Below are 16,542 nucleotides of genomic sequence, written 5' to 3'. Positions count from 1 at the left end.
TTTAGCCCTGGTTCGACGCGGTGCTCACGTAGCGCACCTCGGGGTCGAGGCGCGGCGATTCGTTGGGTCGGATGGCCGGGCGGAAGCGCAGGAGGCGCTTCTCGGGGCCGGGCAGCGAACCCTTGATGAGGGCGTACGAGCCGGAGACGTCCCCGTAGTTCGGGAATCCGCCCGCGGCGTCGACGGCCTCGTCGTCGCCGTCGCCGAAGTCGACGAGGCGCTTGTTGAGTTCGGTGCGCTGGTGGTAGCCGGTCTGGCCCTGCTGGGGAACCGTCGAGCGAACCCGGGAGGGGTTCCACGGACCGAGGTTCCCGATGCGGCGCCGCCAGCCCTGGCGCTTGTGCTTGCCCTTGCGTTTCTGGACGCCCCAGCGCTTGACGGGGCCCTGGGTGCCCTTGCCCTTGGTGACGCCGGAGGCGTCGAGGAACTCGCCGGCGCGGAAGACGTCACCGAACTCGTGCTCGCCGCCCTCAGAGAGGAGTTCGAGCGCGAAGTCGGCGCGCTCGTCGATCGAGCCGCCGCCGACGCGCGTCTCCATGACGTCTGGCTTCTTCTTCGGGACGCCGCTGAGGCCCGCGGGAACGGTGTGGGTGACGACGCGGAGGTCGTCGACCGCACCGTTCTCCACGAGCTCCTCGATGGCGCCGTAATCGCCGCGCGCGCCCTCGGAGGGGACGTCGAGGGTCCGGTCGAGGTCCGCGTCGAGGTCCTCGGACCAGACTTCCGTGATCGGCTTCTTGCCGTACGGCGTGTCCTCGTACGCCCGCACCGCGGCGGCGCGCATCGTGGGTGTTTCGACGACGGTGACGGGGACGGTCGTCTCCATTCCCTCGGTGGGAGAGTTGGACTTATCGTCCACCATCACGACGTGACTCATGCCTGCCTTGTACCCGGCGAATCCCTGAAGTCCGGGCTGGCCGTCGTCGTCGGGCCAGCTGTTGAAGCGCGGGACTTCGCTCGCCGCGCGCTTACGGGGACCGAACCCCAGAGAGCCTTTGCGTGGTCGATTTGGTTGTGGCATCGTATCACTCCGTGAGCGTCAGGCATGCGAGTGAGGCGAACATCGCTTCTTCGGTTCGCACGACCTCGCTACCTTGGTCGGGGATGGTGTTGAGCCAGGTGTCGAACCCCCCGGGTGCGCGGGTGGACTGGGCGGGGTCGAACTCGCTGACCGCCTCGGCGGTGAGGCCGAGCATGGGCGGAAGCCCGCGTTCGGGCGAGCCGAACGCCACGGTCAGTCCGTCTTCGTGGACGCGCCGAGCCAGGTCGCCCACGTTCGCGGCGCCGACTGGCACCCCGAAGCGTGACGTGGCGACCCGGACGCCGGCGTCCGGACGGTCGAGTTCGTTCCCGATGGCCCGAGTGAAGACCTGGAAGCCCGGTGGGGCCTCCGAGGCGATCTTCGCTCGGACCGGTCGTCGCGAAGATACCCTGATGGTCACGCGCTCCCCCTCCGAAACCTCCATACCGTCGGGGAGGTGGAGGGAGATCGGGTGTTGCATTCCGCAATTGACCCGAACGCGCCCTTCAGATCCGACCTGGGTCACGATCCCTTCTCGATGCGACCCCGAACCGCTCGATTCGGAGCCGGTCCATGACGAGAGGCGGAGCGGCGGCAGGACGCCGGCGTACTCCAGTTCGTCGCGGGTGTCGAAGGCCTCCTTTCGGAGGTAGGGTGGTGTCGCGGCGTACCGCAACACCGTTTCGACGAACCCGACGCCCCAGCGGCGTTCCCCCTCGGGGTCCGGAAAGACCACGAGGCGATCCGCCCGGAAGACCGCGGCCGCGCGGGCCACGTAGCCGAGCTTGCGAGTCGCCTCGCGTTTGTCCTCGGCTTCCCGGCAGATGGACGACGGCACGAGTACGCTGCGTGTCATGCCTGTTCGCGTCCACGTCTCGTCACGAGACTGTGACTCCACTACCGACGGGGCGCTAAAAAGGGTGTCGTTACGCGTACGGCCTCGTGAAGCCGTCTCACTGCCGCACACGTGTGCTAGGAGGGGGCACGACCGGTCCGAACACGACGAGGGCGCGACGCCGGTTCGAAAGCCTTTTTTATACCCGGCACCTCGGATGAGTTGCAGACGCGCACTGGTAGTGTAGTGGTATCACGTGACCTTGCCATGGTCACAACCTGGGTTCAAATCCCAGCCAGTGCATCCCCGTCTTCTCCGAACCCATCTCCGGCGAAGTACGCCGCTCGGTCGATCGACTAGGGCGCTCAGCGAAGCGCGCCGAGGGCGTACGTACGTCCCAGAGACCCCGCATCCCGATTCCACCACACCCCCGAGCGTAGCGTTCGACGCTCGCACACGCGTGAAAGTAAAGACGTAGCCGGTCGTCCCTCCGGCTATGACGGTGATCGCACTGCTGAGCGTCGCACCGGTTCGAGAGGGGAGCATGGCGGCCGACGTGGCGAAAGCCGTGGAGGCGCTGGACGACTTCGACGTCTCCTACGAGACGACGCCGATGGGGACGACCATCGAGGCCGGCGACGTCGGGACGCTCTTCGACGCGGTCGAGGCGGCCCACGAGGCGGTACCGGGCGATCGGGTGAGCACGTTCCTGAAGATCGACGACAAGCGGACGTCCGACAAATCGGCCGCGGAGAAGGTCGCGGACGTGGAGCGGGAGCTGGGGAGGGAGGCGCGGCGTCGGACGGAGTGACGGGCGCGGGACGGCGACGGTGAAATCGCCTCAAATCGCGACGAGCCGAGTGGGTCGGTCGGGGCCGTCAGGCGACGCGGTAGACGGCGAGGTGGACGCCGTCGGGCATCCGGACGCCGGTGGCGACGAAGACGCTGCGGGTGAGCCACTGGAGGTCGGGGGCGGTCTCGAAAGAGGGGACCGATCGGAAGTAGACCTGGTCCGGGTCGACGTCGCGGCCGTCGCGGATACGCTCGCTGACCTCGGGCGGCGCGAACCGAATCCCCTCGTTCTCGACGTAGATCCGATCGCCGTCCGTCGTCTCGATGGCGTACTTTGCGACGAGGGTGCTCGGACGGTCGGCGCGGAAGAGCTGGTAGTCGGCGCCGGCGGCCAACACCTCGCCCTCGACGCGGCCGCTGACGGTCCCGCCGGCGATGGGGATGATGCGACGGTGGCCGTCGCCGGTGTCGCCGATCTCGATCGCGGGGTCGATCTCGGCCTCGACGTCGAAGGCGTGTTCGAAGGTCGGCTCGGGCGGCCGATCGCGTCTCGTGTCAGCCATACGTATGCCCGGACGCGTGCGCGTATGGAGCTATCGGCGGCGTGCACTGCAAACGTTTTACCGCGGGACGGCCGAACGCGGGGGCATGGAGAGCATCAACCGGATGGCGGTCGAGTTGGCCGACGAGGCGGTGGAGTTCGCGGGCGAACTCGACGTCGGGGCGTTCGACCTGGAGAACGGCGCGACGGTCTTGGACTTCGGCGTCGACCACGCGGGCGGGATCGAGGCCGGTCTCCTCCTCGCGGAGATACAGACGGCGGGGTTGGCGACGGTACAGACGGGGATGGCGGACGTGGCGGGCGCCCCGTTCACGCACGTCGAACTCGCGTGCGATCGTCCGGATCTCGCGTTGCTCTGCTCGCAGAAGGCGGGGTGGGAGCTCTCGGTGGACGGGTTCGAAGCGCTGGGGTCGGGGCCGGCGCGCGCGCTCGTCGCCGAGGAGGCGGAGTTCCGTGAGCTCGGCTACACGGACGCGTTCGACCTCTCCGTGCTGACCTTGGAGTCGGACGACCTCCCGGACGAGGGCGTCGCGCGCGTGATCGCGGATCGCGCGGAGGTGAACACGGACGGGCTCTACCTCCCGACGTACGCGGCGGGGTCGATCTCGGGGAGCGTCTCCGCGGCGGCGCGGGCGGCCGAGATGGCGACCTTCCGTCTCTTCGAGGCGGGGTACGATCCCCGATCGATCCGGTCGGTGAACGGTCGCGCGCCGGTCGCACCGGTCGCGGGCGACGAGTCGACGGCCATCGCTCGGGAGATGGACGCGCTCGCGTACGGCGGACAGGTGTACATGACGGTGGAGACGGACGACGCGTCGGCGTTCGAGGCCGTGCCGTCGACGGCGAGCGAGGAGTACGAGCGACCGCTCGGCGAGGTCTTCGACGACGTCGAGTGGGACTTCTCGGAGGTCGCGGCGGGCGTCTTCGGGCCCGCGCAGGTGACGGTGAACGTCGTCGGCGGACCGACGTACGCGCTCGGGAGAACGAGCGAGGACGTCCTCGCCGAGAGCTTCGGGGTCTAGCCGCGCGGTCGCCCGGAGTGCCCGGAGTCAGTCGAGGAGTTCGGTGACGGTGCCGACGCCCTTGCTCGAACCCTCGCGGAAGACGAAGCGCTGGCCCGTCTCGACGAGATAGGGGCGGAATTTGAACTCGACCGTCGCGCGCCCGGTGTCGCCGGGGAGGAGCTGGCCGCCCTCGGGGTGGAAGCGCGCGGCCTCGCTCGCGGTTTCGAGGTGCACGACGGGTTCGTAGCCGTCGTCGATCCGCGTGGGGTGGTTGAGGACCATCACCTCTGCCTCGAAGGCGCGCGTCGGCGTCGGGTCGGCGTCGCGCGGGACGAGCACCATGCCGCGTTCGAGTTCGGACTCGCGGACGCCGGCGAGCGCGATGCCGACGATCCGACCGGCCTCGGCCTTGTCGACGCGGTGGTAGTGCATCTCGATGCTGCGGGCCTCGACCTCGCGGAAGGAGCCGTCGCTGAAGGGACCGAGGAGGAGCTCGTCGCCGGCCGCGATGGTCCCCGACTTGATCGTCCCGGAGGCGACGGCGCCGACGCCGGTGACGCTGTACGAGCGATCGACGTACATGCGGAAGTCGCCGCCGGCCGCGGCGGTCTTCGGGAGGCGCTCGAACAGTTCGTCGAGAACGTCGAGTCCGTCGCCGCCGACGGCGCTCGTGCGGACGATGGGGACGACGGCGTCGTCCGTCTCCTCGACGGCGGCGTCGACGCCGTGGCGCTCGACGGGAAGCGGGGTCCGGCCGGTGTCGCGAAGGAGTCGTTCGACGTCGCGCTCGACTTCCTCGACCCGGGCGTCGTCCACGAGGTCGGTCTTGGTGATGGCGACGATCGTGGGGAGTTCGGTGGCGAGGAGGACGCCGAGGTGTTCGCGCGTCGTATCGGTCGGGCCGTCGTCGGCGGCGACGACGAGCAGGCCGTAGTCGAGTTTCTGCCCGACGAGGCCGCGGATCGTCGTGCGGAGCCACGGTTCGTGACCGACCGTGTCGACGAAGGAGACGACGCGGTCGGCGCGTTCGACGACGGCGGCGCGCTCGTGTTTCCGGTGGGGGTTCTCGACGCGGACCGGCCCGTCGCCGTCGAAGCCGTAGACGCCGTACGAGAGGTCGGCGGAGAGGCCGCGTTCGACCTCGTGGGGTTGGACGTCGAGGAAGCTCCGGGTGTCGCCGTCCCCGTCGTCGGCCCGGCCGGTGACGAGCGAGCCGACGAGCGTGGACTTCCCGTGGTCGACGTGGCCGGCGGTGCCGACGATGACGTGATCGTCGTCGGCGGTGAGCTGGCCGCCGTCGCGGACCGTGGCGACGCCGACGAGCCCGCGTCCCTCCGTCCCCCACGTCTGGACGTCGTCGATGTGGGCGCTGGCCTCCTCGGCGAGGAGGCTGAGGACGTCGAGAGTCTCCGAGAAGGCCTCGGGGTCGATTCCGGCGATGCCGCCGTCGTCGGTGACGCCGACGACGTACTGCGCCTCGCCGTCGCCGGAGAGGACGCGGTGACGGAGCTGGGCGGCCAGGCTCTCCAGTCGCCCCTCGGCGAGGTGGACCTCGCGCGTGAGGCGTTCTTTGAACTCCACGTGCCCACCCTCCTGCTCGCCGCGTTCGAGCGCGCGATGCAGGACGGATCGGTCGACGCTCATGGGTGCGTGTTAGTGACCACCTAACAAAAGCCTTCCCCGGGGAAGACTCCGGAGACGACCCGAGGCGTCCGTATTCACGGAGAACCGTCGTCGATCGGACGTCGGTCCGCGTCCCGCGCCGGCCCCCGGGTTGATGTATCGTCGTCGCCTGCGGGACCGTATGAGCGTCACCGGACTCTGTCAGATCTGCGAGGCCGCGGAGGCGCAGTTCGCGTGCGAGCGCTGTGGGGCCGTCGTCTGTCGGGCACACTACGATCCGGGGCTCGGGCTCTGCGAGGAGTGTGCGGCGGAGGAACGCCGATCGAGAGGGGGAGACGAGAACGGCTTTCCCGGACCGCGATAGCGCGCGGTGAGACGGTCGCGCGCGGCTGGTCCCACGAGCGTGGCGACGGCGGTGCGATTCGGTCGCGTGCGGCGATACCGTGCAGCGACGTGTCTGACGGGCGCGCCAGCGGGCGTCAGCGGTACTCGTTCAGTCGGTCGCGGAGTCGCTTGGCGGCCGCGCCGGCCGCGCGGTCCCAGTCCTCTCGGTCCTCGCCCGCGAAGATGATCCCGCGCGTGGAGTTGACGACGCCGACGCCGTCGGCGGTGCGGCCGTGTTCGACCGCGGCCTCGGCGTCGCCGCCCTGCGCGCCGACGCCCGGCACGAGGAAGGGCAGGTCGGGTGCGAGCTCCCGGACGCGTTCGAGTTCCGCGGGGCGGGTCGCGCCGACGACGAGGCCGACGTTTCCGTGCTCGTCCCACTCGGCCATGCGCCGCGCGACGTGCTCGTAGAGGTACTCGTCGTACGACGCGAGTTCGAGGTTCTGGAAGTCCTTCCCGCCGGGGTTCGAGGTGCGACAAAGGGCGAAGATCCCCTTCTCCTCCCGGGAGAGGAACGGCTGGAGGCTGTCGCGGCCCATGTAGGGGTTGACCGTGATCGCGTCGGCCCGGTCGAGCGCCTTCGCGTACTGTCGGGCGGTGTTGCCGATGTCGCCGCGCTTGGCGTCGAGGATCACCGGGACGTCCTTGCCGTGGGCGTACGCGATCGTCTCCGCGAGCGCGCGCCATCCGTCAACGCCCTCGTAAAAGGCCGCGTTCGGCTTGTACGCGGCCGCGTACTCGTGCGTGGCGTCGATGATCCGACGGTTGAACTGCCAGCGCGGCAACGCGGCGTCCCGAACCTCGTCGGGGAGGCGATCGGGATCGGGATCGAGTCCGACGCAGACCATCGTGTCCCGCGAGTCGATACGCGCCGCGAGGTCCTCGAAGAAGCCCATGGCGTCGGTGCGTGTCGGGCGGGCCTAAACGTACTGTTCGCGCGCCGCGTCGAGCGCGGCCCGGAACGCCGGGAGAACGCGTTTCGCCTCGGCACCGTCCTCGACGAAGACGAGGAGCGAGGGCGGTGTCGTCGCGCTGGGACGCGCTCGGAGGTCCGCGTCGTCCGCGGCGCGCTTCGCGGCGTCGAGACCGACCGCGAACTCGACTCGGACGCGCTCGGGGAGGACGAAGACGGACGCGACGCGCACGTCGCCGAGCGTGACGTCGTACGCTCGCGCCCCGGCGGGTGTCGCCTCGACGTCCGGGTCGGCGTCCGTCACGGCCGCGTCCGCGAACGGGCCGGCCTCGCGGCCCGTGATCTCCGAGGCGAGCAGTTGGGCGATCCGCGTGCCGTCGTCGAGTTCGCGCTCGACCATTCAGAGGTCCTCCCCGGCCTTGCGGGCGGCCGCGGCGACGTCGACGCCCTCCCGGCGCGCGTGGAGGACGGCGGCGACGTCGGCCGTCACGCCGAAGTCCCGCTGGAGTGCGTTGACGGCCGCGACGGTCTCCTGTCGGTCCGCCCCGGCCGAGACGACGGCGTCGAGCGCGGTCTCGAACGCCGAGCGCTCCTGAAACAGCGACTCGTCGGGCGAGAACTCCTCGGGGATGGTGACCGCGTCGAGGTCGAACGCCGCCACGAGGTCGCCCTCGTCGCGTTCGAGGAGTCCCTCGCCCGTCGCGACGTCGACGAGGCGTTTGGCCTGATCCGGGCTCATCCAGTCCCGGTCGAGCGAGAGGGCGACGACGAACTCGTGTTCGCCGAGCCGGTCGCGTCCCTCGGAGACGAAGGGCGCGCCGACGGCGACGCGGAGGCTCATGTGTCCGGAGAGCGCGCGCGACGGCCTAAAGACGGCGGGTCCCCACCGGATCGAACGGTTTTAGTACGTAACGACGCCATCTCGGGGTATGCAGAACCAGGGCCGCTCCAAGCGCACGAAGACGGGTGCGCGAACCCGCCCGCACTCGAAGAAGAAGAAGCACCAGCTCGGTCGCTCCCCCACGGAGACGACGGTCGGCGAGGGCCGCTTCCGCGTCGTCGACGCCCGCGGGAGCGGGACGAAGGTCCGCGCGCTCTCCACGGACGTCGCCAACGTCACCGACGACGGCGAAACCGAGCACGCGACCATCGAGGACGTCGTCGAGAACGACGCGAACCCGAACTACGCCCGCCGGAACATCATCACGAAGGGCGCGGTCATCGAGACGTCCGCCGGGCGTGCGCGCGTCACCTCCCGCCCCGGACAGGACGGGCAGGTCAACGCGGTCCTCGTCGAGTAACAACCACCGCCTCTCTCCTCCGTTCTCTCACCCGTCGAGCGACGGCGACGGGCCTCTCTCGGTGCGGGGACGCGGTCGGTCACGTCGTGGCGGGGTTCGTCTACTGAGACGGGAGGGTCGGCGAGGAGATATGCGGACGGCCGCGTCGACGCCGATGTGGGTCGGCCGAATCACGCGGGCTCGCAGCCGCGCGACGAGGGGACAGACAGATCCGGTAGTCGCGCGGTTCACTCGCACCGGTACCGGAGGCGCGGAGGTCCGAGGACCCAGAGGAGGTCCGAAGGTGCTTTCGTCGTCGCCTTTGTCGGCCCCGGGGAAGCCGGGGCTGGCAAGAGGGACTATTGGAACCCGATGTGACCGCCCTGCCGGCGGTCCTGCCCGGGCGTGTTACCGCCCTTGAACTGCTCCTCGACCTGGTCGTAGTAGTCGAGGATGTCCTCGGTGATGGTGGGCCGGACGTTTTCGAGGGCCGCGCGGAAGTGGCGCATCTCGACTTCCTCGGCCGAGTCGTCGTCGCGGAGCGCTTCGATGGCGGCCTCGCGGGCGATGGAGGCGAGATCGCTCCCGACGTAGCCGTCGGTGATCTCGGCGAGCTCGCGCAGCGAGACGTCGGGGGCGAGCGGCGTGTCCTGCGTGTGGATCTCGAGGATCCGCTCGCGGCCCTCGACGCCGGGCTGGCCGACCATGACCATGCGGTCGAAGCGCCCGGAGCGGATGAGCGCGGGATCGATGATGTCGGGGCGGTTCGTCGCACCGATCACCATCACCTCGCCCATCTCCTCCAGGCCGTCCAGCTCGGTGAGGAGTTGGTTGACGACGCGCTCGGAGACGTTGTTGCCGACCTCCTGCCCGCGACCGGGGGCCAGCGAGTCGAGCTCGTCGAAGAAGATCACCGTCGGGGAGACCTGCCGGGCCTTCCGGAAGGTCTGACGGATGGCCTTCTCGGACTCACCGACCCACTTCGAGAGGAGCTGGGGGCCCCTGACCGAGATGAAGTTCGCGTTCGTCTCGTTGGCGACGGCCTTCGCCATGAGCGTCTTCCCGGTGCCGGGCGGGCCGTAGAGGAGGACGCCCGCGGGCGGGTCGACCCCCATCCGGTCGAACTTCTCGGGGCTGCTCAGCGGCCACTCGACGGCCTCCTGGATGTCCTGTTTGGCCTCGGTGAGTCCGCCGACGTTGTCCCACGAGATCTTCGGTAGTTCGACGAGCACCTCGCGCATCGCCGACGGTTCGACCTCGCCGAGGGCGCCGCGGAAGTCCTCGCGCTTGACGATCATCCGGTCGATGAGGCTCGGCGGGATGTCCTCCTCGTCGAGGTCGATCTCGGGGAGGTAGCGTCTGAGCGCACGCATCGCGGCCTCCTTCGTGAGGCTCTCGATGTCCGCGCCGACGAAGCCGTGCGTCTCGCCGGCCAGGTGACCGAGGTTGACGTCGTCGGAGAGGGGCATGCCGCGCGTGTGGATCTTGAGGATCTCCTCGCGGCCCACCTCGTCGGGGACGCCGATCTCGATCTCCCGATCGAAGCGACCGGGGCGCCGGAGCGCGGGGTCGACGGCGTCGACGCGGTTCGTCGCCGCGATGACGATCACTTGGCCGCGGCCTTCGAGGCCGTCCATCATCGTCAGGAGCTGGGCGACGACGCGACGCTCGACCTCGCCCGTGACGTCCTCGCGCTTGGGTGCGATGGAGTCGAGTTCGTCGATGAAGATGATGGAGGGCGAGTCCTCCTTCGCGTCCTCGAAGATCTCCCGGAGCTGTTGTTCCGACTCGCCGTAATACTTCGAGATGATCTCCGGGCCGGCGATGGAGAAGAAGCTCGCCGACGTCTCGTTGGCGACGGCCTTCGCGAGCAGGGTCTTCCCGGTGCCGGGCGGCCCGTGGAGCAACACCCCCTGCGGGGGCTCGATGCCGAGCTTCTGGAAGATCTGGGGGTGTTTCATCGGGAGCTCGACCATCTCCCGGACGCGCTGGATCTCGTTCTGGAGGCCGCCGATGTCCTCGTAGGTGATACCGCCGCCGGTGCGCTCGAAGCCGCTGATGGGCTCCTCGCGCAGTTCGACGTCGGTGTCCTCGGTGACGAGGACGACGCCCTCGGGTTCGGTCTCGACGGCGATCAGCGGGATCGCCTGCCCCGGGGAGCGCATGAACGGGTGGTTCGTGGAGGACATGACGGGAACGATGTCTCGCGAGACGACCGGGCGCTTGAGGATCTGGCGTTTGACCATGCCGGCCGCATCGCTTCCGAACTGGACGCTCGCCTCTTCGGGCGGCGCGAGGACGAGCGAGTCGGCCTTCTCGGCCTCCGCCTTCCGGATCTCGACGCGTTCGCCGATGCCGACGTCCGCGTTCTGCCGAGTGAAGCCGTCGATGCGGACCGTGTCGGTGTTCCAGTCCTGCCGGTCGGCCCGCCAGACCTTCGCGGCGGTGGTGTCGCCGCCCTCGATTTCGATGATGTCGCCCGGACTGAGCTTGAGGTGCAACAGCGTGTCGGGGTCGAGGCGCGCGATACCGCGTCCCGAGTCGTTCGGGTACGCCTTCGCAACCTCGAGTTGGACTTCGTTCATTGTCAGGGGTGTCCGATGTGGATGGTTTCTCGCCGCGCGAGGGAAACGTCTTCCCCCGGACGAGCCCTATGTGTCACGGTATCACATCCGGACACATAGCGCTGACGCTCGCACGAACATCGGCCGGTGTCGCCGAAGGGGCACGCTTTTCGCCGCCGCGCACCCCCTGCCGGTATGACCACGCTCGCTTTCGACGGCCGCACGGGCGCGAGCGGCGACATGCTCCTCGGTGCGCTCGTCGCCGCCGGCGCCGACCCGACCGCCCTCGAACGCGTCGAGGACGCCCTCGGCGTCTCCTACGACGTGACGACGGTAACGAAACGAGGGGTCCGCGCCGCGTCGGTGACGGTCGCGCACGACGCTGAGGCGCAGAATGCGACACCCGGCGAACGCGATCACGGCCACGGCGACGGGGAGAGCGATCACATCGGCGCGGAGGGCGACCACGGCGACGTGGCGGACGGTCACGACGACGCCGAGGGGCACGGCCCCCACCGGACGTACGCCGACGTCGTCGCTCTCGTGGAAGCGATGGACCTCCCCGAGCGCGTCGAGACGGACGCGCTCGCGGTCTTCGAAGTGTTGGGTCGCGCCGAGGCCGCCGTCCACGGGACCGATCTCGACGACGCGCACTTCCACGAGGTCGGGGCTGACGACGCCATCGCGGACGTCGTCGGCGTCGCGCTCCTCCTCGACGACCTCGATCCCGATCGGATCGTGACGACGCCCGTCTTCGCGGGGAGCGGCGAGGTGTCGATGCACCACGGCACGTACCCCGTCCCCGCGCCCGCGGTCGTCGAGATCGCCGAGCGCGCGTCGTGGCGCCTCCGCGGCGGGCCCGTCGAGGCCGAACTGCTCACGCCGACCGGCGCGGCGCTCCTCGCCCACTACGCCGAGGGCGTCGACGACGCCCCGGCGCTGCGCGTCTCGGAGTCGGGGTACGGTGCGGGGTCGATGGATCTCGGCGAGCGACCGAACGTCCTCCGCGCCGTCCTCGGCGGGGAAGGCGAGACGGAGACCGAGCCGACCGACGGGACCGCGGCAGACGGAACGCGGAACGGACTCGTCCGCGACGACGTCGTCGTCTTGGAGACGAACCTCGACGACGCGCCGCCGGAGGTGCTCGGCGGTCTCCAGGACACGCTCACCGAGGCGGGGGCGCGCGACATCTCCGTCGTCCCGCTGACGATGAAGAAGTCCCGGCCCGGCCACCTCGTGAAGGTCGTCGCGAAACCCGCCGACGCGGGGGCAATCGCGCGCCGTCTCGCCGAGGAGACGGGGACGCTCGGGATCCGCGAGACCGGCGCGAGCCACCGCTGGATCGCTGATCGGGAGTTCGAGACCGCCGAGGTCGCGGTCGGCGACGAGGTCCACGAGGTAGCGGTGAAGGTGGCGCGCGACGCCGAGGGCGAGGTCTACGACTACAGCGCGGAGTACGACGACGCCCACGCGGTCGCGCGCGAGACCGACCTCCCCGTCCGAGAGGTCATGCGCCGCGCGGTCGAGGCGGTGCGCACGGCTCGCGCGGGGGACTGATCACGGGGCGTCCGCCGAACGCTGACGCTACTGGCCCTCGTGTCGTTCGAGCGCCTCGTCGAGCGTCAGTTCGCCCGTGGCGACCCGGCGGGCGAGGTCCTCGGTGATGGTGCGGTTCTCGGCGGACCGCTCGCGCGAGCGCTGCTTGATGACGTCGAGCTCGCCGGCGGTCGGTTCGAAGCTGCGCCCGCCGACGACGTCGCCCGTCAGGCGCGCGATGTTGACGGCGGCGAGCACGTCGTCCATCCCGCGCGCGCCGCGTCCGAGGTAGGGCGTCGTCCCCGTCTCGTCGACGAGCTCGACCGTCACGTCGTCGAGGCCGTCGATGATCCGCGCGCCGTGGCGGCGGGCGCCGTCGCCGACGCGGACGAGCGGATCGGGGGCGTCCGCGACTTCCTCCAGCACGACGTCCGCCGCGTCCGCGACGGGGACGTGGAAGACGGCGACGACGAGATCGCCCGAGAGGACGGCGATTCCGGGTCGCGGCCCAGGGTCGACACCGACGACGGTGCGCCCGCCGCCACGGAGGAGGGTCAGGGCCTCCTCGACGGCCACGCGGGGATCGTCCGGGTCCGCGACGACGACGTCACTGGGGACGTCCACGTCGTCTCCGGGGCCCGTGATGACGGCGTCGGTGTCGGCGGGCAGGGGGTCCCCGGGCTCGACGGTCGTGAACGCGACACCGCGCTCGCGGAGTTCGCCGACGACCTCGTGGTAGACCTCGAAGTCGTCGGTGTCGACGACGATCACGACGGGACGCACGACGAGCGCGGGCAAAAACCTTCCCGGGCGTGGGTGGAGGCGCGACCCCGGGTATCGGCGCGTTTTTCCCGAGCGGCGCGCTACTGACGACGAATGAGTGCACTGACGACGGGGTGTACGCCGCTCGACGACCTCCTCGGCGGCGGGCTGGAGCGAGAGGCGGTCACGCAGGTGTACGGCCCGCCGGGCGCGGGGAAGACGACGGTCGCGCTCGCCGCGGCCGCGCACGTCGCCGCGAGCGGCGGGACCGCCGTCTACGTCGACACCGAGGGGCTCTCGCCGGATCGCTTCGAACAGGTGCTCTCGGCGGTCGCGGACGACCCCGACGCCGCCGCCGAGCGCATCGTCGTCAGCGAGGCCCACGACTTCGACGAGCAGGCCGAGGCCGTGAAGGACGCGGAGGGGTTCGCGGAGCGCGCGGACCTCGTCGTCCTCGACTCGGCGACGGGTTTCTACCGGCTGCGGCGGACCGAGGCCGGAAGCGAGAACGGCGAGGCGCTACGCGAGGTCGCACGGCAGGTGACGCACTTCCTCTCGCTCGCGCGCAAGCACGAGCTCGCGGCGCTCGTCACGAATCAGGTGTACACCGACCCGGACGCCGACCGGACGCGCCCGCTCGGCGGGCACACCCTCGAACACTGGACGGCGACGGTCGTCAGACTCGAACGGTTCCGCGGCGACGCCAGACGGGCGATCTTAGAGAAGCACCGAGCGAAGCCGACGGGAGAGCGCGCGCGCTTCGAGATTACGGATCGGGGACTCGAGGCGCCCGCGGGCGGTACCGACTTCTAGAGCTCGCCGAGCTTGCGGAGGAGCTGCCCCTGGTACTCCTCGTCCGCCTGCACGCCCTTCACTTCGAGGACGTTGCGTTCGAGCGTGTCGAGCGCCATGTAGTAGGCGTTGTCCGCGCCGTACCCCTCGCCCGTGCCGGCGATCTGGCCCTTGTTCGTCCGCAGGCGGATCTGACACTGGATGAGCGGCGTGCCGCGCAGACGCTCTTTGTGCTCGTGGAAGCGCACGTGGGCGTGGCGAACGTGGAGCTTCGAGTACTTCTCCGTGACCTTCTCGATCCCCTCGCGGACGTCGTCGCGGGCGAGGGCGTCGAGGAGATCGATGCCCGTGATCTGGACGTCCATGTGCTCCTCTTCAGTGTAGGAGAGCGCGCGCAGCACGTCGGTCTTGGTCAGCACGCCGGCCACCGTGTCGGGTTCGTTCTCCGTGGTGACGATGAGGCCCGCGTAGTCGTTCTCCAGCATCGTGCGGACGGCCGACTCAACGCTGTCGTCGGGGCGGATCGTCGTGACGGGCTCGGACATGACGTCAGCGACCGGGAGATCGAGCATCCGCTCGACCTCGCCGCGCCGGTCGCCGCGCGTCGTCTTCTCGATATCGCGCGTGACGAAGTGGACGAGGTCGTAGGTCGTCACGACGCCCGTGAGGTCGCCGTCCTCGTCGAGGACGGGGAGCCGCGAGATGCCGTGCTCGCGCAGGCGGTTGATGACCGTCCCGACGGTGGCGTCCTCGTCGACGGTGACGACGTCCGCGGTGTAGATCTGCTCGACGGTCAGCGCGTCGAGGTTGTCGAGGACCGCCTCGAGGATGTGGTCTTCGGTGACGATCCCCCAGAGCTGGTCGGCCTCGAAGACCGGCGCGATCTTCGTCCCGCCCTCGACGAGCTTCCGGGCGACGTCGCGGACGTTCTCGGTACGCGTGAGCTTCGGGGCGTTGCCGCTGGGGTTGGCGAGGGTGATCGCGCGCGTGTCGTCCTCGATGTGCGAGCTGAGGAGCTGTTTTTGCGTGATGACGCCCTCGTACTCCGCGCCGCCGGCGCGCGTGACGATGACGCCTTTCGGGTTCTCGTCCTCGAAGAGGGCCCGCACTTTCCCGAGTCGCTCTTCGGCGTCGACCTCGGTGTAGTCCTGCGTTGCGATATCGGAGATGTCCATGTACCCGCGGAGTTGGCCCGGGAGGGTCTAAAGGGTTGTTGCAGGCGCCCGCGAACCGCCGTTTCGCGGAACCGACGTGGCAGCCCTCAGCGGTGCGCCGAAAGACGTTTCCGAGTGTGAGTGGTAAGCCCAACCATGGGAGAGCGTGTCTGCTACCGCGAGTTCTGTCCGGAGTGCGACGCCCCGGTCACCCACCTCGATGGGACCTGCCCCGACTGCGGCGCGACCCTCGGCAGATAGGCGCGTATCGGTCAAGGCGACGCCGCGACGGCGAGGCGCAGGCCGCCGGAGTCGGTGACGACGAGCGTCGCCGTCGTCCCCCGCTGAGCGACGGCCTCCGTGACCGTGACGTTCCGCGCGACGCGCTCGTCGTCCAGTCGCGCCTCGATGCGGTACGTCGTCCCCGCGTCCGCGTTCGTCGACGTGAGCGTCGTGACGCGTTGGCGCTCTCCGGGTGCGAGCGTGACGTTCTCGTCGCTGCGGGCGTCCCCGTGGGCGTGGATCGAGACGCGCACGGTGTGGTTCGCGTCATCGTGGTTCACCGCGTGCATCGGGAGCGCGTACGTCCGGAGTTGCGTCTGCGTGTGGTCGCCGACGGGCGCGCCCGAGCACCCCGCGAGTACCGCGAGGCACGCCACGAAAGCGACGAGGAGGCCCGAACGTGACACAATCGAGACTAGTCGAGCGGATCGGTAAGTGTCTTCGGGACGACGAAAACGGAGAGGGGTCCTGCAACGACGACCGGGCTGAACAGACCACGAGGATCGCGTTCGCCGAGCGAGCGGCTTGAAAAGCCCGAGCGAGGGGATTCACAGCGCGCTTCGCGCGCTGGCCGACGACCGAACGGAGCGAAGCGAAGTGAAGAGGAGTGCTTTTGGCCGAGCTTTTGCTAGCGCTAACGGAGTTAGCGCGCAGCAAAAGGTCGAGTGGGTTGGGGCGGATTTGAACCTCGGTCGGACGTGCTCGCTGGCGCTGCGCGTGACCTCCCTGATTCAAATTCGCCCGAACACTTTCGACGAACAACAGACTCCTCGCGTTGCTTGTCGTCGTTGGTTCGTCAGAAAGTGGGTTGGGGCGGATTTGAACCGCCGGCCTCCTCCATGTCAAGGAGGTGTCATAGCCTGACTAGACCACCAACCCGCACGGCGTCGCGTGCTTCCGAACGCATCTCTCCGTTACCCCCGGTCACAGTTGAAGGTTTCGAACCGGAGCCGGCGAGGGGACGACTCTCACCCGCCGTGAGCGCGACAGGCTTATACCGGTGTACAGACTTGTACATCATAAGCCGATATCGTACAC

The 16,542-nt window shown here is 69.6% G+C and carries 17 protein-coding genes and 2 tRNA genes; 7 read left to right on the top strand and 12 right to left on the bottom strand.

Annotated elements, in window-relative coordinates; all coding sequences use genetic code 11:
- Position 1: 1 nt before the first annotated feature.
- Positions 2–1,021, bottom strand: coding sequence for a 50S ribosomal protein L3 (locus IEX91_RS01990; protein ID WP_188876812.1), 1,020 nt, complete (start codon positions 1,019–1,021; stop codon positions 2–4).
- 4 nt (positions 1,022–1,025) lie between these two features.
- On the bottom strand, positions 1,026–1,877 hold the full coding sequence (locus IEX91_RS01985) for a putative RNA uridine N3 methyltransferase (protein ID WP_188876811.1): 852 nt from the start codon (positions 1,875–1,877) through the stop codon (positions 1,026–1,028).
- A 211-nt stretch (positions 1,878–2,088) separates the two neighbouring features.
- Between IEX91_RS01985 and IEX91_RS01980 the strand changes: the two genes are divergently transcribed.
- Positions 2,089–2,159: transfer RNA gene (locus IEX91_RS01980), tRNA-Gly, on the top strand.
- 193 nt (positions 2,160–2,352) lie between these two features.
- The gene (locus IEX91_RS01975) at positions 2,353–2,667 is read left to right on the top strand and encodes an MTH1187 family thiamine-binding protein (RefSeq protein ID WP_188876810.1); all 315 of its coding nucleotides are present in this window, start codon (positions 2,353–2,355) and stop codon (positions 2,665–2,667) included.
- A 67-nt stretch (positions 2,668–2,734) separates the two neighbouring features.
- On the opposite strand, the gene IEX91_RS01970 is transcribed toward IEX91_RS01975, so the two are convergent.
- Positions 2,735–3,211, bottom strand: a complete 477-nt coding sequence (locus tag IEX91_RS01970) for a DUF3237 domain-containing protein (RefSeq protein ID WP_188876809.1) — start codon at positions 3,209–3,211, stop codon at positions 2,735–2,737.
- Between the two features lie 85 nt (positions 3,212–3,296).
- On the opposite strand from IEX91_RS01970, the gene mch reads away from it, so the two are divergent.
- The gene (gene mch, locus IEX91_RS01965) at positions 3,297–4,232 is read left to right on the top strand and encodes a methenyltetrahydromethanopterin cyclohydrolase (protein ID WP_188876807.1); all 936 of its coding nucleotides are present in this window, start codon (positions 3,297–3,299) and stop codon (positions 4,230–4,232) included.
- Between the two features lie 27 nt (positions 4,233–4,259).
- On the opposite strand, the gene IEX91_RS01960 is transcribed toward mch, so the two are convergent.
- On the bottom strand, positions 4,260–5,858 hold the full coding sequence (locus tag IEX91_RS01960; protein ID WP_188876806.1) for a GTPBP1 family GTP-binding protein: 1,599 nt from the start codon (positions 5,856–5,858) through the stop codon (positions 4,260–4,262).
- 160 nt (positions 5,859–6,018) lie between these two features.
- Between IEX91_RS01960 and IEX91_RS01955 the strand changes: the two genes are divergently transcribed.
- The gene (locus IEX91_RS01955) at positions 6,019–6,201 is read left to right on the top strand and encodes a hypothetical protein (protein ID WP_188876805.1); all 183 of its coding nucleotides are present in this window, start codon (positions 6,019–6,021) and stop codon (positions 6,199–6,201) included.
- Positions 6,202–6,316: 115 nt separating this feature from the next.
- Here IEX91_RS01955 and pyrF read toward each other — a convergent pair whose 3' ends face one another.
- The 3 genes from pyrF to IEX91_RS01940 are packed head-to-tail and all read right to left on the bottom strand — an operon-like array spanning position 6,317 to position 7,975.
- Complete coding sequence (pyrF, locus tag IEX91_RS01950) at positions 6,317–7,117, bottom strand: orotidine-5'-phosphate decarboxylase (protein ID WP_188876804.1); 801 nt, start codon at positions 7,115–7,117, stop codon at positions 6,317–6,319.
- A gap of 24 nt (positions 7,118–7,141) precedes the next feature.
- On the bottom strand, positions 7,142–7,534 hold the full coding sequence (locus tag IEX91_RS01945) for a hypothetical protein (RefSeq protein ID WP_188876803.1): 393 nt from the start codon (positions 7,532–7,534) through the stop codon (positions 7,142–7,144).
- Complete coding sequence (locus IEX91_RS01940) at positions 7,535–7,975, bottom strand: DUF2240 family protein (protein ID WP_188876802.1); 441 nt, start codon at positions 7,973–7,975, stop codon at positions 7,535–7,537.
- An 88-nt stretch (positions 7,976–8,063) separates the two neighbouring features.
- Here IEX91_RS01940 and IEX91_RS01935 point away from each other — a divergent pair, with 88 nt between their 5' ends.
- Positions 8,064–8,435, top strand: a complete 372-nt coding sequence (locus tag IEX91_RS01935; RefSeq protein WP_188876801.1) for a 30S ribosomal protein S8e — start codon at positions 8,064–8,066, stop codon at positions 8,433–8,435.
- A gap of 338 nt (positions 8,436–8,773) precedes the next feature.
- On the opposite strand, the gene IEX91_RS01930 is transcribed toward IEX91_RS01935, so the two are convergent.
- Positions 8,774–10,999, bottom strand: coding sequence for a CDC48 family AAA ATPase (locus IEX91_RS01930; protein ID WP_188876800.1), 2,226 nt, complete (start codon positions 10,997–10,999; stop codon positions 8,774–8,776).
- A gap of 174 nt (positions 11,000–11,173) precedes the next feature.
- Here IEX91_RS01930 and larC point away from each other — a divergent pair, with 174 nt between their 5' ends.
- Entirely contained in the window at positions 11,174–12,535 is a 1,362-nt protein-coding gene (larC, locus tag IEX91_RS01925; RefSeq protein ID WP_188876799.1) for a nickel pincer cofactor biosynthesis protein LarC, read from the top strand.
- A 27-nt stretch (positions 12,536–12,562) separates the two neighbouring features.
- On the opposite strand, the gene IEX91_RS01920 is transcribed toward larC, so the two are convergent.
- On the bottom strand, positions 12,563–13,285 hold the full coding sequence (locus tag IEX91_RS01920) for a hypothetical protein (RefSeq protein ID WP_188876798.1): 723 nt from the start codon (positions 13,283–13,285) through the stop codon (positions 12,563–12,565).
- A 105-nt stretch (positions 13,286–13,390) separates the two neighbouring features.
- Here IEX91_RS01920 and radB point away from each other — a divergent pair, with 105 nt between their 5' ends.
- On the top strand, positions 13,391–14,089 hold the full coding sequence (radB, locus tag IEX91_RS01915) for a DNA repair and recombination protein RadB (RefSeq protein ID WP_188876797.1): 699 nt from the start codon (positions 13,391–13,393) through the stop codon (positions 14,087–14,089).
- Here radB and IEX91_RS01910 read toward each other — a convergent pair.
- The 3 genes from IEX91_RS01910 to IEX91_RS01900 all read right to left on the bottom strand — a co-directional run bounded on the left by IEX91_RS01910 (position 14,086) and on the right by IEX91_RS01900 (position 16,383).
- Positions 14,086–15,243: a CBS domain-containing protein gene (locus IEX91_RS01910; protein ID WP_188876796.1), complete on the bottom strand. Its 1,158-nt coding sequence runs from the start codon at positions 15,241–15,243 to the stop codon at positions 14,086–14,088. The genes radB and IEX91_RS01910 overlap by 4 nt on opposite strands.
- A 251-nt stretch (positions 15,244–15,494) precedes the next feature.
- A complete protein-coding gene (locus IEX91_RS01905) occupies positions 15,495–15,911 on the bottom strand; it encodes a hypothetical protein (protein WP_188876795.1) in 417 nt (138 codons plus the stop codon).
- A 397-nt stretch (positions 15,912–16,308) separates the two neighbouring features.
- A tRNA-Val gene (locus tag IEX91_RS01900) sits at positions 16,309–16,383 on the bottom strand.
- Positions 16,384–16,542: the final 159 nt, after the last annotated feature.

Origin of the sequence: Halarchaeum nitratireducens (assembly GCF_014647155.1) — an archaeon.
Taxonomy (GTDB): Archaea; Halobacteriota; Halobacteria; order Halobacteriales; family Halobacteriaceae; genus Halarchaeum; species Halarchaeum nitratireducens.
This window is presented reverse-complemented; position numbering and strand designations above follow the sequence as displayed.

Excerpts from the sequence above, each read along its gene's own strand:
- IEX91_RS01910 (WP_188876796.1), bottom strand. The coding sequence starts at position 15,243 with ATGGACATCTCCGATATCGCAACGCAGGACTACACCGAGGTCGACGCC.
- IEX91_RS01960 (WP_188876806.1), bottom strand. The coding sequence starts at position 5,858 with ATGAGCGTCGACCGATCCGTCCTGCATCGCGCGCTCGAACGCGGCGAG.
- IEX91_RS01935 (WP_188876801.1), top strand. The coding sequence starts at position 8,064 with ATGCAGAACCAGGGCCGCTCCAAGCGCACGAAGACGGGTGCGCGAACC.
- IEX91_RS01975 (WP_188876810.1), top strand. The coding sequence starts at position 2,353 with ATGACGGTGATCGCACTGCTGAGCGTCGCACCGGTTCGAGAGGGGAGC.
- IEX91_RS01970 (WP_188876809.1), bottom strand. The coding sequence starts at position 3,211 with ATGGCTGACACGAGACGCGATCGGCCGCCCGAGCCGACCTTCGAACAC.
- IEX91_RS01940 (WP_188876802.1), bottom strand. The coding sequence starts at position 7,975 with ATGAGCCTCCGCGTCGCCGTCGGCGCGCCCTTCGTCTCCGAGGGACGC.
- IEX91_RS01955 (WP_188876805.1), top strand. The coding sequence starts at position 6,019 with ATGAGCGTCACCGGACTCTGTCAGATCTGCGAGGCCGCGGAGGCGCAG.
- pyrF (WP_188876804.1), bottom strand. The coding sequence starts at position 7,117 with ATGGGCTTCTTCGAGGACCTCGCGGCGCGTATCGACTCGCGGGACACG.
- mch (WP_188876807.1), top strand. The coding sequence starts at position 3,297 with ATGGAGAGCATCAACCGGATGGCGGTCGAGTTGGCCGACGAGGCGGTG.
- IEX91_RS01985 (WP_188876811.1), bottom strand. The coding sequence starts at position 1,877 with ATGACACGCAGCGTACTCGTGCCGTCGTCCATCTGCCGGGAAGCCGAG.
- larC (WP_188876799.1), top strand. The coding sequence starts at position 11,174 with ATGACCACGCTCGCTTTCGACGGCCGCACGGGCGCGAGCGGCGACATG.
- IEX91_RS01945 (WP_188876803.1), bottom strand. The coding sequence starts at position 7,534 with ATGGTCGAGCGCGAACTCGACGACGGCACGCGGATCGCCCAACTGCTC.
- IEX91_RS01990 (WP_188876812.1), bottom strand. The coding sequence starts at position 1,021 with ATGCCACAACCAAATCGACCACGCAAAGGCTCTCTGGGGTTCGGTCCC.
- IEX91_RS01930 (WP_188876800.1), bottom strand. The coding sequence starts at position 10,999 with ATGAACGAAGTCCAACTCGAGGTTGCGAAGGCGTACCCGAACGACTCG.
- radB (WP_188876797.1), top strand. The coding sequence starts at position 13,391 with ATGAGTGCACTGACGACGGGGTGTACGCCGCTCGACGACCTCCTCGGC.